The 18,586-nt window shown below is 58.6% G+C and carries 28 protein-coding genes and 1 pseudogene; 24 read left to right on the forward strand and 5 right to left on the reverse strand.

Annotated features, from left to right (window positions below; translation table 11 throughout):
• Positions 1 to 76: 76 nt before the first annotated feature.
• Positions 77 to 328, forward strand: coding sequence for a hypothetical protein (locus MF4836_RS00925; protein WP_078468674.1), 252 nt, complete (start codon positions 77 to 79; stop codon positions 326 to 328).
• A gap of 7 nt (positions 329 to 335) precedes the next feature.
• On the opposite strand, the gene MF4836_RS00930 is transcribed toward MF4836_RS00925, so the two are convergent.
• From MF4836_RS00930 to MF4836_RS00950, 5 genes and pseudogenes are all read right to left on the reverse strand, one after another.
• On the reverse strand, positions 336 to 701 hold the full coding sequence (locus tag MF4836_RS00930) for a hypothetical protein (RefSeq protein WP_078468675.1): 366 nt from the start codon (positions 699 to 701) through the stop codon (positions 336 to 338).
• Positions 702 to 782: 81 nt separating this feature from the next.
• Positions 783 to 1,082, reverse strand: coding sequence for a hypothetical protein (locus tag MF4836_RS00935; protein WP_153050175.1), 300 nt, complete (start codon positions 1,080 to 1,082; stop codon positions 783 to 785).
• Positions 1,083 to 1,093: 11 nt separating this feature from the next.
• Positions 1,094 to 1,363 (reverse strand): hypothetical protein, encoded by a 270-nt coding sequence (locus tag MF4836_RS00940; RefSeq protein ID WP_078468677.1) that lies wholly within the window; start codon positions 1,361 to 1,363, stop codon positions 1,094 to 1,096.
• 405 nt (positions 1,364 to 1,768) lie between these two features.
• Positions 1,769 to 2,002 (reverse strand): annotated as a pseudogene (locus tag MF4836_RS00945) (response regulator transcription factor); the annotation flags it as partial.
• A gap of 656 nt (positions 2,003 to 2,658) precedes the next feature.
• Positions 2,659 to 3,354, reverse strand: coding sequence for a S24 family peptidase (locus MF4836_RS00950; RefSeq protein ID WP_078469126.1), 696 nt, complete (start codon positions 3,352 to 3,354; stop codon positions 2,659 to 2,661).
• Between the two features lie 666 nt (positions 3,355 to 4,020).
• Between MF4836_RS00950 and MF4836_RS00960 the strand changes: the two genes are divergently transcribed.
• The 23 genes from MF4836_RS00960 to MF4836_RS01070 all read left to right on the forward strand — a co-directional run bounded on the left by MF4836_RS00960 (position 4,021) and on the right by MF4836_RS01070 (position 18,563).
• Positions 4,021 to 4,728: a helix-turn-helix domain-containing protein gene (locus MF4836_RS00960; RefSeq protein ID WP_078468680.1), complete on the forward strand. Its 708-nt coding sequence runs from the start codon at positions 4,021 to 4,023 to the stop codon at positions 4,726 to 4,728.
• Positions 4,721 to 6,091 (forward strand): replicative DNA helicase, encoded by a 1,371-nt coding sequence (gene dnaB, locus MF4836_RS00965; RefSeq protein ID WP_078468681.1) that lies wholly within the window; start codon positions 4,721 to 4,723, stop codon positions 6,089 to 6,091. The genes MF4836_RS00960 and dnaB overlap by 8 nt, the downstream gene beginning before the upstream one ends.
• Positions 6,091 to 6,300: a hypothetical protein gene (locus MF4836_RS00970; RefSeq protein ID WP_078468682.1), complete on the forward strand. Its 210-nt coding sequence runs from the start codon at positions 6,091 to 6,093 to the stop codon at positions 6,298 to 6,300. Before dnaB ends, MF4836_RS00970 begins: the two co-directional genes overlap by 1 nt.
• Positions 6,297 to 7,592 carry a tyrosine-type recombinase/integrase gene (locus MF4836_RS00975; protein WP_078468683.1) on the forward strand — a complete coding sequence of 432 codons (1,296 nt, stop codon included), beginning with the start codon at positions 6,297 to 6,299 and terminating at the stop codon, positions 7,590 to 7,592. Before MF4836_RS00970 ends, MF4836_RS00975 begins: the two co-directional genes overlap by 4 nt.
• Positions 7,593 to 7,594: 2 nt before the next feature.
• Positions 7,595 to 7,795: a hypothetical protein gene (locus MF4836_RS00980; protein WP_078468684.1), complete on the forward strand. Its 201-nt coding sequence runs from the start codon at positions 7,595 to 7,597 to the stop codon at positions 7,793 to 7,795.
• Positions 7,792 to 8,109, forward strand: a complete 318-nt coding sequence (locus MF4836_RS00985) for a hypothetical protein (protein ID WP_078468685.1) — start codon at positions 7,792 to 7,794, stop codon at positions 8,107 to 8,109. Before MF4836_RS00980 ends, MF4836_RS00985 begins: the two co-directional genes overlap by 4 nt.
• Before the next feature lie 3 nt (positions 8,110 to 8,112).
• A complete protein-coding gene (locus tag MF4836_RS00990) occupies positions 8,113 to 8,466 on the forward strand; it encodes an antiterminator Q family protein (protein ID WP_078468686.1) in 354 nt (117 codons plus the stop codon).
• 219 nt (positions 8,467 to 8,685) lie between these two features.
• Positions 8,686 to 8,844 carry a hypothetical protein gene (locus MF4836_RS35320; RefSeq protein ID WP_161955721.1) on the forward strand — a complete coding sequence of 53 codons (159 nt, stop codon included), beginning with the start codon at positions 8,686 to 8,688 and terminating at the stop codon, positions 8,842 to 8,844.
• 258 nt (positions 8,845 to 9,102) lie between these two features.
• On the forward strand, positions 9,103 to 9,426 hold the full coding sequence (locus MF4836_RS01000) for a phage holin, lambda family (protein WP_078468688.1): 324 nt from the start codon (positions 9,103 to 9,105) through the stop codon (positions 9,424 to 9,426).
• 60 nt (positions 9,427 to 9,486) lie between these two features.
• Positions 9,487 to 9,732 carry a hypothetical protein gene (locus tag MF4836_RS01005; protein ID WP_078468689.1) on the forward strand — a complete coding sequence of 82 codons (246 nt, stop codon included), beginning with the start codon at positions 9,487 to 9,489 and terminating at the stop codon, positions 9,730 to 9,732.
• A complete protein-coding gene (locus MF4836_RS01010) occupies positions 9,732 to 10,049 on the forward strand; it encodes an HNH endonuclease (RefSeq protein WP_078468690.1) in 318 nt (105 codons plus the stop codon). Before MF4836_RS01005 ends, MF4836_RS01010 begins: the two co-directional genes overlap by 1 nt.
• A gap of 117 nt (positions 10,050 to 10,166) precedes the next feature.
• Positions 10,167 to 10,664, forward strand: a complete 498-nt coding sequence (locus tag MF4836_RS01015) for a terminase small subunit (protein WP_078468691.1) — start codon at positions 10,167 to 10,169, stop codon at positions 10,662 to 10,664.
• Positions 10,665 to 10,666: 2 nt separating this feature from the next.
• The gene (locus MF4836_RS01020; RefSeq protein ID WP_078468692.1) at positions 10,667 to 12,358 is read left to right on the forward strand and encodes a terminase large subunit; all 1,692 of its coding nucleotides are present in this window, start codon (positions 10,667 to 10,669) and stop codon (positions 12,356 to 12,358) included.
• Positions 12,358 to 13,758: a phage portal protein gene (locus MF4836_RS01025; RefSeq protein WP_078468693.1), complete on the forward strand. Its 1,401-nt coding sequence runs from the start codon at positions 12,358 to 12,360 to the stop codon at positions 13,756 to 13,758. Before MF4836_RS01020 ends, MF4836_RS01025 begins: the two co-directional genes overlap by 1 nt.
• A gap of 14 nt (positions 13,759 to 13,772) precedes the next feature.
• Complete coding sequence (locus tag MF4836_RS01030) at positions 13,773 to 14,660, forward strand: head maturation protease, ClpP-related (protein WP_078468694.1); 888 nt, start codon at positions 13,773 to 13,775, stop codon at positions 14,658 to 14,660.
• Positions 14,657 to 15,877: a phage major capsid protein gene (locus MF4836_RS01035; protein WP_078468695.1), complete on the forward strand. Its 1,221-nt coding sequence runs from the start codon at positions 14,657 to 14,659 to the stop codon at positions 15,875 to 15,877. The genes MF4836_RS01030 and MF4836_RS01035 overlap by 4 nt, the downstream gene beginning before the upstream one ends.
• 40 nt (positions 15,878 to 15,917) lie before the next feature.
• Positions 15,918 to 16,151: a hypothetical protein gene (locus MF4836_RS01040; protein WP_078468696.1), complete on the forward strand. Its 234-nt coding sequence runs from the start codon at positions 15,918 to 15,920 to the stop codon at positions 16,149 to 16,151.
• A 1-nt stretch (position 16,152) separates the two neighbouring features.
• Positions 16,153 to 16,494: a head-tail connector protein gene (locus MF4836_RS01045; RefSeq protein WP_078468697.1), complete on the forward strand. Its 342-nt coding sequence runs from the start codon at positions 16,153 to 16,155 to the stop codon at positions 16,492 to 16,494.
• A complete protein-coding gene (locus MF4836_RS01050; protein WP_078468698.1) occupies positions 16,494 to 16,829 on the forward strand; it encodes a phage head closure protein in 336 nt (111 codons plus the stop codon). The genes MF4836_RS01045 and MF4836_RS01050 overlap by 1 nt, the downstream gene beginning before the upstream one ends.
• Positions 16,822 to 17,289, forward strand: a complete 468-nt coding sequence (locus MF4836_RS01055; protein ID WP_078468699.1) for an HK97-gp10 family putative phage morphogenesis protein — start codon at positions 16,822 to 16,824, stop codon at positions 17,287 to 17,289. Before MF4836_RS01050 ends, MF4836_RS01055 begins: the two co-directional genes overlap by 8 nt.
• Positions 17,290 to 17,294: 5 nt before the next feature.
• Positions 17,295 to 17,660 carry a DUF3168 domain-containing protein gene (locus MF4836_RS01060; RefSeq protein ID WP_078468700.1) on the forward strand — a complete coding sequence of 122 codons (366 nt, stop codon included), beginning with the start codon at positions 17,295 to 17,297 and terminating at the stop codon, positions 17,658 to 17,660.
• 66 nt (positions 17,661 to 17,726) lie between these two features.
• Positions 17,727 to 18,218: a phage tail tube protein gene (locus tag MF4836_RS01065; RefSeq protein ID WP_078468701.1), complete on the forward strand. Its 492-nt coding sequence runs from the start codon at positions 17,727 to 17,729 to the stop codon at positions 18,216 to 18,218.
• Positions 18,219 to 18,227: 9 nt separating this feature from the next.
• On the forward strand, positions 18,228 to 18,563 hold the full coding sequence (locus MF4836_RS01070) for a phage tail assembly chaperone family protein, TAC (RefSeq protein ID WP_078468702.1): 336 nt from the start codon (positions 18,228 to 18,230) through the stop codon (positions 18,561 to 18,563).
• The last annotated feature ends 23 nt before the right edge of the window (positions 18,564 to 18,586 follow it).

Consider the following 18,586-nt stretch of genomic DNA (forward strand, 5'->3'; position numbering starts at 1 on the left):
GTGACCGGTGGTGGCAATTTGGTTTGGGTTGGGGTATTACGGGTGACCGGCATGGAGCCGGATCAAGGAGAACGAAATGCCACTTCTAGTTGACCGTATGCCACCAGTTGATTACGACGACCCAATTCACGACGTGCCATTCGTGATCGCCTTCAACTGGGGCGATCAGCACAATCCGATTCCCGAAGAGATCATCGTCCTGACAAAGGTTGGCAACGACATCATCGTCGCAGCGACACGGCAGACTGGCTGGTCCTCTTATGAGGAGGCTGTCGAGGTTGGCAAGCTGGCGGCTGATAAATTCGTCTCGAAATACTGGCAGGACTGAAGGGCGGTTAGTGAGGCGCGGTGATTTCGTCGTCTGGCTCTGGTGGGTCATCGGCGAGCGACTTCAATCCCGCCGCCCGGATGATCTGCGACACCTTTTCAGTAACCACAAAAGGTGTCGTGACACATTTGAGCATCAGCGCCGCTGTTTTGAAGTCAGCGGCGATCACATTGCGCAGCAGGGTCTGGTGCACCTCCTGCTGATTGTTGAAGCCGTGCTGCTTCATCAGGCGCTTTAGGTCCTTCTTGAAGATGCCCGCCACCTCAATCGTAAATTTCTCTACGCCCAATGCTGCGTCCTTCGCCGCTGCCTTCGCGCGCTTTCGGCGCTGTTTGAGCGCCTCCGCCGTCGGCTCTTGCTGTTCCTCGGCCATGGCCAACCTCTTCAATTCCACTCGCGGCAAGCGCTGGCCATAGCTGCCGCCGACGCTGGCTCACTCTGTTGTTGATCCCCCTCAAGCCTGGTCACCGATGGTGATGCCGTTCTCGATGGCGATCATTTGCACGCGCTTTACCCTGATCGACATGGCTGTGCCGATCTGGGAGGCGGTGAGGCCTTTCTCGGCATGCTTGCGGACCTCTGGGGCCAGGCGCTTCCGTTCGGCGCGCAGGCGGTCCTGGTGACTCGACGGGCCGTAGCCATTGTTCTCGCCGCTCACGCCCTGGGCGATCTGCTGGGCGCTTCCACCGCTTCCGAAAAAGGCATCCATCTGACGGCCCAGTTCCGCGACTATGGCGTCGCGCGGGTTGGGCATGGGCGCACCAATCATCGGGCACCCCCGGCCAGGCGGGCCGCCTGCGCTTCAAACTGGCTGGCCATGTCCACCGCGGCTTTGTAGATCCAGCGGAATGCCTTCGTCTTCCCGGTGACCAGATCAACGATGTGGTAGGCGTTGCCCACTGTCTGCACCTGGAAGCGCACTTGCTTCTCCGGCATCACCAGGTTGACGCGGCGGGCAAACTCTTCGCGGGCCATCTGGCTGCGAACCATCAGGGCGCCGAGGACTTCCCGGCGCTGTTGCATCAGTGGGTGCATGGCTGATACCTCGGTGTGGGGTTGCGTTTATTCGTCAGGGCCCTGACCGCCTGGTGGTTGCCGGTGGGCACAGAGGAGGGCGCTGACGGATAAATGCAGGCGAAAAAAAGCCCGATCGAGACCGGGCTTATGTTTTGTCACAAACGCCTCCGTACGTGACAAGCCAGCGGGGCCATGGGGGCTGCGCTGGTATGTGTGCGTTTACATGGCTGCCAAACCTCCGTTGCTCGTTCACTGGGTAGAAGTGATGCAGGTGGCCGGTATAAGCCGGGGTTTCGTCCGCATCCCGCTACACCCTGTTGCCAAGGTGCAGAAGTGATGCTTTGCCGTCGTTTAAGCGATAAATACACCATCGTTCGATTCCCCAACTGGACCTTGAGGATTCGGACCATCTGCCTGACCTACGATGATTTCCCGCCGCATCGCCTCGGCCACCGCTGCCGACTGACGATGAACGCCCAGCTTGAACATGGCGTTGGAGATTCGCTTGCTGACGCTTCCCGGCTCAACGTCGTGGGAGCGTGCGATCTGTTTGGCGGTTAGGCCCTGGGCAACTAAAAGCAAAAACTGAAGTTCTCTGCGAGCAAGCCCACGGCCGAGATGGCCGATCCATGTGCCGCTCTTAATGATTGATTCCATGTTGTGTGCCTCTCGGTTGATTTCCCGTCTGGCCCTGTTGCCAAGGCCAGTCGGTGAAATCCCCGGTCCCGCTACTGGCGGCAGACCGGGGTTGTTGCGTCATCGATGTTGGCCAGTTCCCCACCGCTGATTGCAGGGCTGGCCGATCTTCGTCGTTGTGGGCTTCGAGCTTCCTCCCCGCAGCGTCAAACAGCATCTGTTCGCCTTGGATCACAGGTCCCTACAACATGCACGCTACAGCTCTGAATGCCCTGGCTGATTGGGGCAGGGTGCATGAGGTCCGGCGGTCCCAGCCGAGGCTATCGGGCCCGCTAATTCAATTCTGTTTGCCGGGACCCGCTACTGGCGGCGGTCACCGGCTTGAATCAAATGTCACTCCAGCCGCGGGCCTTTCGGCTTGTTCTCCCGCTGGATAACTGTTCTTGGCGCTTTACGCTGCACGCCTGGGTCAGTTGCCAACCCTCTGAACCGTTGAGGCCGGTTCATCGCTGCCTTTCATCTGGCCGGTTGTTATCCGGCGATGAGGCAAATTTAGAAAACTTAACAAGAATGGTCAAGCCATATTTTTAGATAACTTAACAAAAAGTTAATTAAGACAATCTCGAGGCGAAAAAAAACCCACTCAATGGCGGGTCTTCATTTGCGCTGCGGGGGCTTCAGCGGGAATACATGGCCCACCAAAATACGTGGCCAATGATCGCTATTTGTTGGTCCTGGACCTCTTGAAAGGTGTAATCCTCGTCTGGGTGCTCGTCTCGGTTAAAGCTACGCAACCGGATTCCTGTTGGGGTCCTATACACCTGCTTCACGCGGAGCTGCCCGTTGTGGCTTATCGCGTACATCTCTCCGTCGACGACGTCCCGCAGTGAGTTTTTCCCGACGTTTACACCAACGGTTGCTCCATCGCGCAGCACCGGAATCATGCTGTTGCCGCTGACGGAGACACACTTTGCGTTCGCAAACTGCACGTTGTTCTGGCGCAGATCTTTCTTGAAGAACCTCAGCCTGGCTGAGTCGCTCTCCTCAATGGAGTATTTGCCTGAGCCTGCCGACAGCTCTACCTCTTCAAGGAAGGGGACATAGACCTCGTCTTCGTCCAGTGGCGTTTCATCATCCCAGGTTTCGATAGGCGTAAGGCTCGGCACCCTGGGCGGATCGATGCCTTCTGACAACCACTCAGCTGAACAGTTGAGGGCCCTGGCCAGCGAGGTAAGGTTTTTCCCCTTGGCGCCATTGGTCCCATTAATCCAGAAAGAGACCGTCGCTTTCGATACGCCGGTCATCTCGCTGATATCTGTAGCGCGGAGGCCTAGGGCATCCATGCGTGCTTTGAGTCGTTCGCTGAAATTCATATTTAGGATTCTAAACATTGAGAGGTTTAGATAACTTGCCTTTTGGTGTTAACATTTCTAAACTCGCGACAGTGAAATGGAGAAACCTTAATGACCTATGACCAAGCCCTGAAGTTTTTTGGCTCGCCTGGCGCAATCGGTGCGGCTCTCGGCGTGACAAGAAGCCGGGTTTCGCAGTGCAGATCCGCAGGCGGGTTCTCCTACCCAATGCAATGTGTGTTGGAGAAGGAGTCCAGTGGAGAGCTTTGCGCGACTCGTGAAGACGATCCAGCAAGTGCCACCAAAGAAACACCTGCTTAACCGTCCGATGAACTGATTTTCCGCTCTATGGGCAAAAACAAAAAGGTGATCCGGCTTTGCTGTTGATTCATCCAGTAGCCAAATCGCAGGCATAAAAAAACCGCCTGGCAGGGCGGTTCGTTACAGCTTTAAAGCGAGGTCAATCATGATCAATAACGCCCAATCAGTCAACTGCCCCAGAGATGTCGCGACACCTTCTGAAACCTCGGAGGGCGTGTCGCAACACCGTATCACCGATCAGTCTGCCGCTATGCAAGCAGCCCTTCAGGTTTGCCGCCAGTACTCCCGCGAGTCTAAGTCCCAATTCCGCAGAGAGTGTCTTGACCGCCTGAGGGCATCGCTTGTCCCGGCAAAGGATGTTTCCGCATGAGCACCATCATCATGAGTTTGTGCTGGCCCTTGCAGGGCATGAGCGGCCCGCAAAAGGCCGTCTTAATTTCACTGGCTGACAACGCCAACGACGAGGGTGTTTGCTGGCCGTCTGTTGCTCGCATAGCCGAGCGAACCTGTCTTGCTGAACGGACTGTTCAGGCTGCCGTAAAGTGGTTGACCCAAGTTGGCATTTTGGCTGTCCGCGAGCGGATGGGGCGCTCGACTATTTATACCCTGACCCCCGCGTCATATGCACCCCCGCAAAAGACGCACCCCGCAGCAGATGCACCACCACCCCCGCAGCTCACGACAGCAACCCCCGCAGCAGCCGCACCCAGAACCGTAATAGAACCATCAAGTGAACCATCACCTCCTGTCGGCGGCGAGCAACCGGCGAAGATTTCGAAGCCGAAATGCCCAACTCAGGCCATCGTCGATTTGTTCAACAAGACGATCCCTGAGTTTCCTCGGGTTGTGATGCTGACCAAGGATCGAATCGAAAAGCTCGGTGCGCGATGGAACGAGAGTGATGTGCACCAAGATCTTTCGTTCTGGGCGGAGTACTTCGCTCTGGTTCGGTCGAGCAAGTTTCTGATGGGGGAGGTGTCCAGCACGGGCGGGAACTCTTTCCGCTGCAACTTCGACTGGCTGATCGCTCCTCGCAACTTCGTGAAGGTTGTGGAGGGCAATTACCATGCGTGACCCATTCAGCGTTGAGGCCGAGCACGGCGTCCTGGGGGCTATGTTCCTGCGCCCGGAACTGATCGATATTCTAAGTGCAGACCTGGCCGTCGAAGACTTTTACTACGACGACAACGCGGCGCTTTACCGCGGGATCCTGGCGCTTCACGGCGAAAACAAGCCTGTTGATGCGGTCACTGTCGGCCTGTTCCTTGGAGCCTTGCCCAGTGGCGACAACGCCGTTGCCTATGCGGCCGAGGTGACCCACAACACACCGAGCGCGGCCAATGCGGCCTCGTATGCCACGACTGTGCGTGAGCGGAGCCTGGACCGGTCAATGATCGAGCTCAGCCTTCGGATCAACGAGATCGCCCATAGCGACCAGCCTACCGTCGACAAGGTGGCAGCGGTTCAGGCCGAGGCCCAGGCCATTGACGGCCAGACTGCGACCTCTGAGGTCATCAAGGCCGAGGATATCCTGGACGACTACATCGAGGTTTTGCAGGCTCGGGCAGATCGGGGGGAGGGTATCGACGGCCTGTCGACTGGCATAGACGATTTGGACGAGAAGCTGCAGGGGCTCAAGCCTGAACAGTTGATCATCATTGCCGGCCGGCCCGCGATGGGCAAAACCACCCTGGCGATGAACATTGGGTCTCACAACGCCATCCGCGCCGCAAAAAGCGTGATGGTGTTCAGCCTCGAAATGCATAACACAGGCCTGATGGATCGCTTTATGGCATCCGAGGGCCGTATCCCTCTCCAGTTGATCAAGAGCGGGAAAGCGCCGCACACCCATGGCGCTGAGCTGATGAGCGCCGCCGGGAAGCTCAAGCACTCGAAACTGTTCATCTCCGATCGTCCCTCGATGACGATCAACCGCATACGCTCGTCCGCCCGCCGGCATAAGCGCCGTCACGGGCTGGACCTGATCATCATCGACTACCTGCAGCTGATGGAGTCCGACTCGCGCACCTTCAGCCGTGAGCAGGAAGTCAGCCATATGACGCGCAGCGCAAAGCTGATGGCGCGTGAGCTTGGCGTCCCGGTGATTCTGCTGAGTCAGCTCTCGCGTGAATGTGAAAAGCGCCCAAACAAGCGCCCGCTCTGCTCGGACCTGCGCGAATCCGGCGCCATTGAGCAAGACGCCGACATCATTTTGTTCGTGTACCGAGATGAGGTTTACCACGAGCACACCGAGGCGAAGGGCATCGCCGAGATCATTATCGGCAAAGGCCGAGACATTGAAACCGGCACCGTTCGTACAGCCTTCCTTGGGCAGTACAGCCGATTCGAGCAATTGGCGGCAGGTTGGGTTGAGCCCGTGCAACCCGAGAAGGTGACCAGCCTGGCCAGCCGTTACAAGTCCAAGGAAAAATTCTGATGACTACCCAACGTTTCGCCGAACCCAACCTATCCGTCTACCGCTACGCCGTGCACTGCTGCTCGTTCAAGATGGACTTGAGCTTTGCCCCTGATCACGCCCTGGCCCTCTTCGCCGATGAGGCCATGGCCAAACGGTACGGTGCCTCGATGTGGCCAACGACCTTCGAGGTCGTCGACCTCCTTGCTCCCAAGGAGGGCGCCGCTTGAGCACCCAAATCAAAACCCTGACCGTGAAGCTCTCGGACGCCGAGATTGGGCGAAACGCCAAGCTCGAGCACGTGCGCGACTTGCGGGATGCCGGGCACCCGGCATTGCACTTTCGGTTCGCCAAAAATCGCGCCCGCGGCTCCTGGTACTTGCTCAGCAAGCGCCAATGGCACCGCATCGGCGCCTTTCCGGACCTGTCGACCAAGCAGGTGCTCGCGGCTTTGCCTGCGGTTCGTCTGCGGGTGGCGGCTGACGGCGCGGCCAGCGTCTCCGGCTGGGTGACCGTGGGCGAGCTGCTCGACTGGTTTGGCGATCGCATGGCCAAGTCGCGCGCGCTTTCGGAGAAGCGCCGGGCCGCTGGCAAGTCCGCGATCAGTTGCCAGCTCAAGCCGCGCCTGAACGACCTGCTGCTGCGCGACGTCAGCGCGCAGACCCTGGACCAGTTGCTGATGTGGCCGGCCCAGGCCGAGCTGTCGTTGTCCTACGTCCAGCAGCTCTACCGGCTGCTCGCCGTGGCCTTCCGCCAGGCCCGCAAGTTGGACCTGATCCCGGTCAACCCGATGGCGGAGCTCAAGTTCGTCAACTTCACCACGGCGCGCATCCTGCCCAAGCCTGCGCGGCTGCGGGACATCCAGTTGCCTGAGCTGGTGCAGCTATTGGCCGAGCGCTTCGACAGTGTACCGGGCGACGCCATGCTGGCCTTGATGATGCTGTGCCACGGCACGCGGATCGGCGAGACGCGACAGGCACGCTGGGCCGACATTGCCCTGCCTGAGCGCGAGTGGTTCCTGCCGGCCGATCACACCAAGAGCAAGACCGAGCTGCGGGTGCCGCTGACCGACCAGGTGGTTGCGCTGCTGCAGCGCTACCGTGATCGCCAGGCCGCCCAGGGCTATGAGGGCCAGTTCCTGTTCCCGTCGCGCCGTGGCAAGCCCCTGAGTGACAACCAGGCCAGCGCGGTTTTCACGCGGCTGGGGCAGGGCGCCTGGACCAGCCACGACCTGCGCAAGGTGGCCCGTACTGCCTGGACCGACCTGGGCGTCGACGGGCACATCGGCGAGATGCTGCTCAACCACTCCCTGGGCAAGATCGCCTCCACCTACATCAACACCCAGGCCAAGGAGCAGCGTCGACTCGCCTTGGTCAAGTGGCACACCTGGTTAGATCAGCGCGGCTTTCAGGCGATCCATAAGCAGACAGGCGTTAGATCTGAGGATTCGCAAAACCTTGTAGACGCCTTGAATAGCGCGGCCTGCGAGTCATTCCCACAATTTGTTAAGGGCGAGGTTTGAAAATGATGGTTTTGCTCGATAAGGCATCTGGCCTCGCTGTGAACCCGGCTGAAGTCGGTTCGATGCGGTACGAGAAATGGAACGGAAGCACGCACCTGGTGCTGACCATGCAAAACGGCAAAGAACTTTCCGTGCAGCACTGGCCTTATGGCGACGGGCCGAATGTCTACCGCCTGCACGAGCAACTGTTGGAGGCTCAATGAAGAAGTCACACGGCCCCGCATTCCGCGCAGCTCAGTTGGACCTGGCCAAGTGTCCAGTCTGCCGAGGTCGTGCGGTGATCAAGAGCGTTTTCTACGAATTGTCCTGCGTGCAGTGCAATGCCTCGGGCTGGGTCACCGCCGAAACCGGCGAGGTGCTGCCGCTGGAGGTGCTGGTGACGCAGTTGAGCATCCGTCTACAGGCTGCCGAGCATCAGATCGCACAGTTCAACTGCTTCAAGCCTGCCGGTGCTAACGCGCAATACAACGAGAACAACCGCCGTGGCCCAGGTGCCACCAACTACACAGGGGATTGAGCCATGGCCAGAACACCGAGCTTCAACGAGCGCACTGCTGAGGATCTGCTGGAACACTGGGGCCGATGGGTCGTGCTGGGTTCCGGCGTCTCATGCTGCGCTTCCCGCGAGAACACCATCGCTGACCCCATGATTACCGATGACGACGCCCTGATGATGGATAGATTGGTCGGCCGCCTGCGCAGTCGATACCCCGAGGCAGGCAATGTCATCATTGCTTATTACAGATCGCGCGATATCGACCTGATGACCGTAGGCAAGCGTCTAGGGTTCGGATATGGCAAGACCCAGGGTCTATGGAAGGCCGGAATCGCGTGGATTGACGGTGCTCTGGATCTTCGGCGAAATGCCGCTTGACAGGATCGATTTGGAACTATAGTTTTCACGTTACTTTGCGGTTTTTCCGCGAGCAAAGCCCAGCCTTAGAGTTGGGCTTTTTGCATTTTAGAGTTAGTCACCCATAGGCCGCCCTCACTGTTACTTGTTGTTACGAAGCGAGACTTGATCCCTGCGCTGCAAATACGGAGGCTGGGACGTGCCATCATTTCGGTGGCATTTAAAGTGGGGGAGTAAACGATGTCGTTTCCGTACGATCACGATCACGATGAACATCAAGATGAAGATCTCACAGATGCAAAAAAGCAGCTTGGTATTCTTGGGGTGCCGGAAGAAGACTTGAGCGATGAACTGAAAGAGGAGCAGAGAAAAATACACGACGGAGATTGGGAGTTGTGAGCTTTTGAGCTCGTTATGCCGCGAACTGCAATGTTGTTGTTTTCGATGTGAATTTTTTTGTATTCCAAGGCCTCGCATTTTGCGGGGCTTTTTCGTTTATGCAGATGATGCGCGGAACTCGGTCGTGCTTGGGTTAGCACAGGCCTAGATCGTTAAGACCCAATGCTGGAGATGCAGCACCAGCCATCTGCACCTAATCCAAGCCTCGGCATTTGCCGGGGCTTTTTCATTCGCGCTCCCAGAAAGGGAGGAATCGAGATGCCGAACATGCCTGAAAAGGATCCTGGCCTTTGGGCCGCAATGATTGCCTGGCTGGTCATGCATCAACCTCAGCTTTACGCCTCGGGTCTCTCGGTCGGCATCGCTGTGCTACGGGTGATGTATGGCGGCGGTACTCGGCGCCAGATGTATCTGGAGGGTGCTTTGTGCGGCCTGGTCACGCTATCGCTTGTCCCGCTCCTTGAGTGGATGGGCTTACCGCAGAGCATGGCAACGTTCGCCGGTGGTGCCGTTGGCTTCCTTGGCGTTGAGAAGGTGCGCGGGTACTACGATCGCGCCGCAGCCAAACGAGTTGAAGGCTGATGGCCTGTCCTGGATGCGCCGCTCGGCGCGAATGGTTCAACAAGATGAAGAGGCTGGCATATGAGCGAGCAAAAGGAATCCTCGGGGCTAACCCTGTGCCGACTGACACCGGAGCAGATGGCGATCATCCAGGGGAAGGAACAGCAGTTTCTGACGGTTTTCAAGCAGCAACTGGCCGAGGAGGCCAAGACCAACGAACTGCTGATCCTGCTGATTCAGGCGCTGGCCACTGAGCAAGACGACCAAGACCCTGATTCGCTGGCTACCACCTACATGGACGGCACACCAGTACGCGGGCTGCCCTGATGGCCAAGATACCCAGCCTCAAGTCAAGGCTGACACCGGTGGACACTCGCAAGGTCTCATCGCTTGCTGATGCTTCGGGTGGTGAGTCGTGGGGCTCTGGTCGTGGTGGGCGCCCGTGGCGCCGAAAGCGTGAGTCGGTCCTGATTCGCGATAACTACACCTGCCGAGTGTGCGGGCTGACCACCAAGGACCTTGAGGTGGACCACATCGTCAACGTCGCCCAGGGCGGCACCAACGACGATAGCAACCTCCAGGCAATTTGCATCCCATGCCACAAGGCCAAGACGGCTCGCGAGTCAGCGGCCTATCGAGGTTGATGCACGTCATTGACGTGCTGCAAGGGGGAGGGGTGTGTCGAAAGTTCAGGACCTTTTGTCTCGGACACCACTCCCCCTCTCACGCGCAGATTATTTCCCCTTTTGAGGTTTTTGTTAATGGCGTTAACACCTAAACAGCGCGCCTTTGTCGTCGCCGTGCAAGGTGGCGCCTCGAATAAGGACGCAGCAATAGCCGCTGGTTACGCGGCCCCCAGCGCTTCAGTCGCCGGTTCGAGACTGGCTAAACACCCAAACGTTATGGCTGCACTCGCCAAGGCCGGCGTTAACAAAAATGTTAATGCTCCATCCGGTAAGACAGTGTCACCGGTCGGCGCCGACCAGTTGCCTGAAGAGCCGCTTGCGGGCGGATTCGATTTGGCCCGAGCCCTGAGACATTCCGACCCGAAGGATTTCCTTTTGGCTGTCATGAACGACCTCGAAAGCGAGGCGAAGTTACGCGTCGACGCCGCCAAGGCGCTGATGCCATTCGTTCACTCCCGTAAAGGCGAGGGCGGAAAGAAGGATGCAGCGAAGGAAGCGGCGGAAAAGGCCGCTGGAAAGTTCTCCAGGCAGGCCCCGCCCAAATTGGTCGCAGCAAACGGTAAGCAGGTCTAACTATGGAATGGTCGACCGCATGCCCTGAATGGGAGCAGCGCCTGATCGACCATGAGTCGATTATTCCGCCGCCGATTTTTGTAGACGAAGCCGAGCGCGCGCTTCAGATATTCAAGGAACTCCGCGTTCCGGATCTGCCAGGCAAGCCAAGGATGGCCGACTGCTGCGATGAGTGGGTGTTCGACTACGTCCGATGCATCTTTGGTGCTTACGACGCCGAGACCGGCAAGCAACTGATCCGCGAGTTTGGCCTGCTGATCAGCAAGAAGAACACGAAAAGTACCATCGCCGCCGGCATCATGCTCACTGCATTGATCCTGTGCTGGCGAGAGGAAGAAGAGCACCTGATCCTGGCCCCAACGCGCGAGGTTGCGGACAACGCGTTCAAGCCAGCCGCGGCAATGGTCCGCGCTGACGAAGAGCTGTCAGCGATGTTCCACATCCAGGATCACATCAGGACGATCACAGATCGCACCACGCGAAACTCCTTGAAAGTTGTTGCGGCCGACACTGACACCGTTTCCGGTAAAAAGTCGGGGAAGGTGCTGGTCGATGAACTTTGGGTGTTCGGCAAGCGCGCCAATGCCGAGTCGATGTTTATGGAGGCACTTGGCGGGCAGATCTCTCGAGAAGAGGGCTGGGTGATCTACCTGACTACCCAGAGCGACGAACCCCCTGCAGGCGTATTCAAGGAGCGCTTGAAGTATTGGCGCGAGGTGCGCGACGGCAAGGTTGTCGACCGCAAGACGCTGGGTGTGCTCTACGAATTCCCTGCGCGCATGGTTGCGAGCAAGGAGTATCTGAACCCGGACAACTTCTACATCACCAACCCAAACATCGGTCGGTCGGTGAGCGCTGAGTGGCTAGAGGACCAGCTCAAGAAACGGCTAGGCACCTCGGACGGCTCTCTGCAGAAGTTCCTGGCCAAACACCTGAACATCGAAATCGGCCTCAACCTACGCACGGATCGCTGGGCCGGCGCTGATCACTGGGAGGCTGCCGGCGACAACTCGCTGACCTTTGACGAACTGCTGCTGCGTTCCGAAGTGATCGTGGTGGGTATTGATGGTGGTGGGCTGGACGACCTGCTGGGGCTCAGCTTAATTGGTCGTGAGCGTGAAACGCGGCGCTGGCTGCATTGGGCACATGCCTGGGCTCACAAGATCGCGCTGGAGCGCCGCAAGGACATCGTTTCTAACCTGCGTGACTTCGAAGCAGATGGCGACCTGACCATTGTTGATCGGCCCGGCGACGATGTGCAGCAGGTGGCTGACATCATCTGTGAAGTTCGTGACGCAGGCCTTCTGCCCGACAAACAGGCAATTGGCGTCGACTCAGCTGGCATCGGCGACATAGTTGACGAGCTGACCACCGAAGAGCGCGGAATCACCATGGAGCAGATCGTTTCGATCTCCCAAGGCTGGCGTCTCAATGGCGCAATCAAGACCACTGAGCGCAAGGTGGCCGGCGGCGAGTTCATTCACGGTGGCACACGGCTTATGGCCTGGTGTGTCGGCAACGCCAGAACGGTCGCGGTAGGTAACGCGATCGCAATCAATAAGCAGGTGAGCGGGTCGGCAAAGATTGACCCACTTATGGCTACTTTCGACGCAACAACGCTCATAGCACTGAACCCGGTGGGTTGCGGTGATCTACAGGGCTTTTTCGACAATCCAATTATGGTGGGGCTTTGATGGCGCGCGAAAAGAAACCCGGGCGAATCAAGGCCACTCTTCAAAATTGGCTTGGTGTGCCCATCGGCTTAAAGGATGGTTCGTTCTGGCAGGAGTGGTTCGGCAGTTCGATCAGTGGGCAGCACGTATCGGTTGATAAAGCCATGCAGCTGTCCACGGTATGGGCCTGCGTCCGCTTGCTTTCGGAGTCGGTGTCGACCTTGCCGCTGAAGCTGTACCGCCGCCTGCCGGATGGGTCAAGGGCTCCGGCGACTGACCATCCTCTGTATCGGCTGCTGTGCCGGGTGCCTAACTCGGAAATGACCCCGCAGCGTTTCATGCTGCTGGTGGTTGCGAGCATCTGTCTGCGCGGCAACGCTTTCGTTGAGAAGAAGATGCTGGCGGGCCGGATTATCGCGCTGGTGCCGCTTCTGCCGCAGTGCATGCGGGTCAAGCGGCAGGACAATGGCCGGCTCAAGTACACATACACGGAGAACGGCGTAGAGCGCGACATTCCTGAAAAAACCTTGATGCATATCCGCGGCTTTGGTCTGGATGGCGTGTGCGGGATGCTGCCCGTAACGACTGGCAAGGAGATATTTGGATCGGCCATGGCGGTAGAAGAGGCGGCCGCCAAGGTCTTTGCCCAGGGTATGCAGGCCTCCGGGATCCTCTCCAGCGACAAGACGCTCACCCCGGCACAGCGCGAGCAGTTGCGCAGCAGTCTCGGCTCCTTCATGGGCTCCAAGAACGCCGGCAAGATCATGGTGGCCGAGGCTGGGCTGAAGTACCAGGGGATCACGATGAACCCCGAAGCCTCGCAGATGCTGGAGTCTCGCTCGTTTAGCATTGAGGAAATGTGCCGATGGTTCCGGGTGCCGCCTTTCATGGTTGGGCACATGGACAAGCAGTCCAGCTGGGCCAGCTCGGTGGAGGCGCAGAACCTGCACTTCCTCACCAATAGCCTGCGTCCGCTGCTGGTGAATATCGAACAGGAGATCACCCGATGCCTGATCGGTGAGGCTGATGCTGACGAGTTCTTCGCTGAGTTCGCCGTAGAAGGCTTGCTGCGCGCTGACAGCGCCGGTCGCGGCGCCTGGTACAGCACGGCGCTGCAAAACGGCTGGATGTGCCGCAACGAGGTGCGCCGGCTGGAAAACATGGCGCCGATCCCGGGCGGCGATACGTTCACCGTTCAGTCGGCGCTTGTACCACTCGACCAGCTAGGGAAACAGTCCGCAGGCATGTCGCCGGCCGCCACAGCCTTCATGTTGCGCATCACAGCTGCCAACCAAAGCGGTGACAAAGAAGCGATCAATGAGGCCTTTGAGTTGGCATCTAAGGCGCTTGATGCTGGAAATCCTGACGGGCCAATGATGGCCCATGCGCTGATATCGCTACCACGGCTTCTCGCCGCTTGATCCTGGAGTAACCAATGACCCTAAAGACCATTCCGGCGCCGCCGGAGGCTCGGCCGCGCGCGCAGGTTCACTGCGACCTGACGCCGAAGGCCTTGGAACGGTGGAATCCATCGATCAAGGCTGCGAGCACTGACGACAACACCATCACCATTTATGACCCTATTGGGTACGACTGGTGGACCGGTGAGGGGGTAACAGCAAAGCGCATCAGCGGCGCACTGCGGTCGATTGGCGACAACGATGTTGTCGTTAAGATCAACAGTCCGGGCGGCGATGTGTTTGAAGGGCTGGCCATTTACAACCTTTTTCGAGAGCACAAAGGCAAGGTAACTGTGCAGATTCTTGGTCTGGCGGCCTCAGCAGCTTCCTTCATTGCCATGGCCGCTGACGAGATCCAGATAGCCCGTGCTGGCTTCTTGATGATCCACAACAGTTGGACCATGGCCGCCGGCGATCGCAACGACATTCGAGAGGTGGCTGACTTCCTCGAGCAGATCGACGGCACCCTGGCCGATATCTACGCCGTGCGAACCGGCGACCCAATCGAAGCCATGCGCAAGCTCATGGATGTCGAGACCTGGATGGGCGGCGCCGCTGCTATCGAGGCGGGGTTTGCCGACAGCCTGCTTTCGTCGGATGCGGCTATCGAGGATGTGGGCGCATCGGCGCCACACCAGGTTGCCGCCCGCCGTATGGATCTGATCCTGGCAAAACAGGGCATGCCGCGCTCCGAGCGCCGCGCCCTCATTCAAGAACTCAAGGCTGGTACGCCTGGCGCTACCACCTCCGGCAAGCAGAACGCTGCCGCAATCCCGACCGACCTGGTCGACCCCATTGCCGAGCTACAGGCCGCGCTTTCGCGGTTCTCGGAAGCAGCTATCCAAACCGGAGAAAAACCATGAGCGAAACTACTGCGGACCTGTTGAAGAACGTCTCCAACGAACTCAAGAAGGCCACCGACGAATTCAGCAAGCAGGCTGAAAATGCCCTGACCGAAGCCAAGAAGGCTGGTTCGCTGTCGGCGGAAACTAAAAGTGCAGTCGACGAGCTGGCGACCAAATTCAACAGCCTGACCGAGGCCGAGAAGCAACTGAAGGCGCAGCTCGGCGAGCTTGAGCAAGAATTTGCACGCACTCCAGCCAGCACGGCCGCTGCGTCCTGTGACACTGTCGGCGGCGTTGTCATCAAAAGCGAAGCGCTGAAGCAATTCTCTGCCCACGTCGAAGGTAACCGTCGTGTCAGCATCCCTGTTCACGCGGCGCTGCTCAGCACCAACGTGCCCGCCGGCGTGGTTGAGCCGCAGCGCCTTCCCGGCATTGATGTCGCGCCCAAGCAGCGCTTGTTCATTCGCGACCTGATTGCACCTGGTCGCACCACTCAGCCCACGATTTTCTGGGTGCAACAAACTGGCTTCACCAATGCTGCGCGTGTCGTGGCTGAGGGCACCAAGAAGCCGTATAGCGATATCCAGTTCGCCACCAAGATGACCGCCGTGAGCACACTGGCACACATGTTCAAGGCATCTAAGCAGATCCTTGACGACTTCGCTCAGTTGCAATCGACCATTGATGTCGAAATGCGCTATGGATTGAAATACGTAGAAGAGGCAGAGATCCTTTTCGGGGACGGCACCGGCGTTCATTTGCATGGCATCGTTCCTCAGGCCACTGCTTTCGATGCTGCGTTTGACGTGGATAAGCAGTCTGGTATCGATGATCTGCGCCTGGCGATGCTGCAGGCGCAGTTGGCTCGACTCCCGGCCTCGGGTCATGTCCTCCACTTCATTGACTGGGCCAAGATTGAGCTGACTAAGGACAGCCTTGGCCGGTACATTCTCGCCAACCCGCTTGGCCTGAGCGGTCCTCTGCTGTGGGGGCTGCCTGTTGTTGCGACCGAGATCGCGGCCTTCCAGGGCAAGTTCCTCACCGGTGCCTTCCAAACCGGCGCGCAGTTGTTCGACCGTGAAGATGCCAACGTGGTGATCTCTACTGAGAACGCAGACGACTTCGAGAACAACATGATTTCGATCCGTTGCGAAGAGCGTGCGGCGCTGGCCGTTAAGCGACCAGAAGCCTTTATCTATGGCTCGTTCACCGCGCCCGCTGCTTCTGGCGGCTAACCCTGGATAGGCCGCTCTCGGGCGGCCTTTGGAGGCAACCATGAAAATGATTACCCGCAAGCCGCTGTACTTGGGCGGCAAGACGCTGACAGAGGGCTCGCTGTTCATCACCGATGAGCAGCACGCCCGACAGTTGATCCAAATGGGCTATGCCGTGGAGTGCGACGACGACGGCGAGCCTCTGGTTGATCTGACCGAGCAAGAAGAGTCGCCCGATCCACTGACAAGTGAAAAAGCGGCAGGCAAGCTAGTTGGCAAGAAGAAAGGTGCCTGAAATGACTGTTATCTCGATCGACGTGGCTATGCAGCATTTGCGAGCCGATAGCGAGGATCAGAGCTACGTCACGCTGGTGCTGGAGGCTGCAGAAGACAGCGCGGCGCAGTTTTTGAACCGTCGTTTCTATTCCGACGGCAACGCACTCACTTCCGACGTCCTGGCTGGCAACGCTGGTACTGATCCGATCCTGATCAATCCGTCTATTCGGGCCGCCTGCTTACTGATCGCCGGCAAGCTTTACAACTCGCGAGAGGATGCGGTCACGGGCGTTTCCGTCACCGAGCTTCCTTCGGGATCTCAATCGCTGCTGATGCCATACCGCATCGAGATGGGTGTGTGATGAGGGCGGGCGATCTGCGCCACCGCATTAGATTCCAAAAGCGAGTGAACGGGATGGACCCCGAAACCATGGAGCCTATCGAGGCGTCGTGGGTTGACGTTGCCACTCTGTGGGCGGCGGTTAACCCGCTCAGCGGTCGTGAGTTCATCCAGGCCAAGGCTGCTCAGTCCGAAGAAGTCGGCCGCATCGTGATCCGGTACCGCCCTGACATCAAAGCGGCCATGCGCGGCATCGAGGGTGACAGGATCTACAACATCCAAGCGGTTCTACCCGATCCTAAGTCAGGCCGGGAATATCTGACCTTGCCTTATTCTGAGGGTGTGAACGATGGCTGACGAGATCAGGTTCAACCTGCAGGGCATCGACGGCGTTGTGCAGAAGATGCGCGGTTTGGCACCCAAGTTACAGCGCTCCGGTCTCCGGAAGGCCGCCAGGCGCGCCATGAACATCGTCCGGGACGCTGCTCGTGATGCCGCCAAGGTCATCGACGATCCGGAAACCAAGGAAAAGATCTGGAAGAACATCATCACCCAGGAGGCGACCAAGCAATCGCGTCGAGAGGGCGGCGTGGTGATGCGAGTAGGCGTTAGGGGCGGCGCGGGAGCAAACCAACACAGCAAGGATGCCAGCGGCAACCCTGGCGGAGACACAAGGCACTGGCGATACATCGAATTCGGCACCCAGTTCACGCCGGCGGCGCCTTTTATGCGACCAGCTTTCGCCAATAACATCGACCCGGTCACCAGCCGCTTTTCGTCTGAGCTGATGAGTGAGATCGATATTGCATTGAGGTAAATCTGATGTTTGCGCCAATCAATGCGGTGTGCGCTCTCGACCCTGGAGTTATCGCGCTTTTGGGCAGCCCGCCGCAGCGCCTCTACTCATTTGGCGAGGCCGCACAGGACACAGTAAAGCCTTATGCGGTTTGGCAGACCATCAGCGGTAGTCCCGATAACTATTTGGCCGGGCGCCCAGACATCGACGGATTTACGCTGCAGGTCGATGTGTTTGCCACTTGCGCCAAGGACGCCCGAGCTGTTGCCAAGGCCTTGCGCGATGCCATAGAGCCTTGCGCCTACATCACTCGATGGGGCGGTGAGAGCCGCGACCCGGTAACAAAGAATTACCGGTACAGCTTCGACGTGGACTGGATAGTCCAGCGATAAAGATCCAACCCAACCAAACCATCCCGCCAAGTGCGGGTTTTTTATGCCCGACATTTGGAGAAAACTATGTCGATTTTGACTCAGGGTACCCAGGTTTTCGCCTTGGTCCCGCCGCTGACCGGTACCGGCCCGAAGACCGTTATGGCCATCGAATGCGCCACCTCCTTCGACCCGGGTGGCTCGCCAGCTGAGCAGGTAGAAGACACCTGCCTAGAATCTCAGGAACGCAGCTATAAAAAAGGTCTGCGCACCCCCGGCCAGGCCTCGCTCGGGCTCAACGCTGACCCTAACAACGCGAGCCACATTCGGCTGCACCAACTTTCCGAAACCGACGGCGACACCACCATCAAGTGGGTTGTTGGCTGGTCTGACGGTGTTGCGCCGCCGACCCTGAACACTGCTGGCGACGACTTTGAACTGCCGGAATCGCGCACATGGTTCGCCTTCCAGGGCTACGTGGCCGACTTCCCGTTCTCGTTCGCGCAGAACGCGGTGGTGGCTTCTACCGTATCCATTCAGCGTTCCGGCGGTTCCGCCTGGATTCGCAAAACCGCGTAAGGGGCTCGCATGAACCTGGCTCAACTGAAAAAGAAGGGGGGCGTCATTGCTGACGCCCTCGTACAGCGCGAAGTCGAGTGGAAGCACCTCGACGCCAAGGGCAAAGAGGTAACCGAGAAGTTCAAGGTGCACATTCGGCGCCATGCCTTCGGTGTGATGGAGGCCATGTTCGCCGGCGGTGAGGCGGAACGCTTCAAGAACGCTCGCTACCTGTCTGCCAGCATCATGCTGGGCGAAACGGGCAACGAAGAGCTGCCATTCGAGGACGCTGTAAACCTCGACTCCAGCCTGGGGGTGGTGTTGTTGCAGGCCGTGAACGAGGTCAATAACCCGGCAAAAAACTGACCCCCGCCGATGAGTTGTGGCAC

Source organism: Pseudomonas sp. MF4836 (assembly GCF_002018875.1).
Classification (GTDB): domain Bacteria; phylum Pseudomonadota; class Gammaproteobacteria; order Pseudomonadales; family Pseudomonadaceae; genus Aquipseudomonas.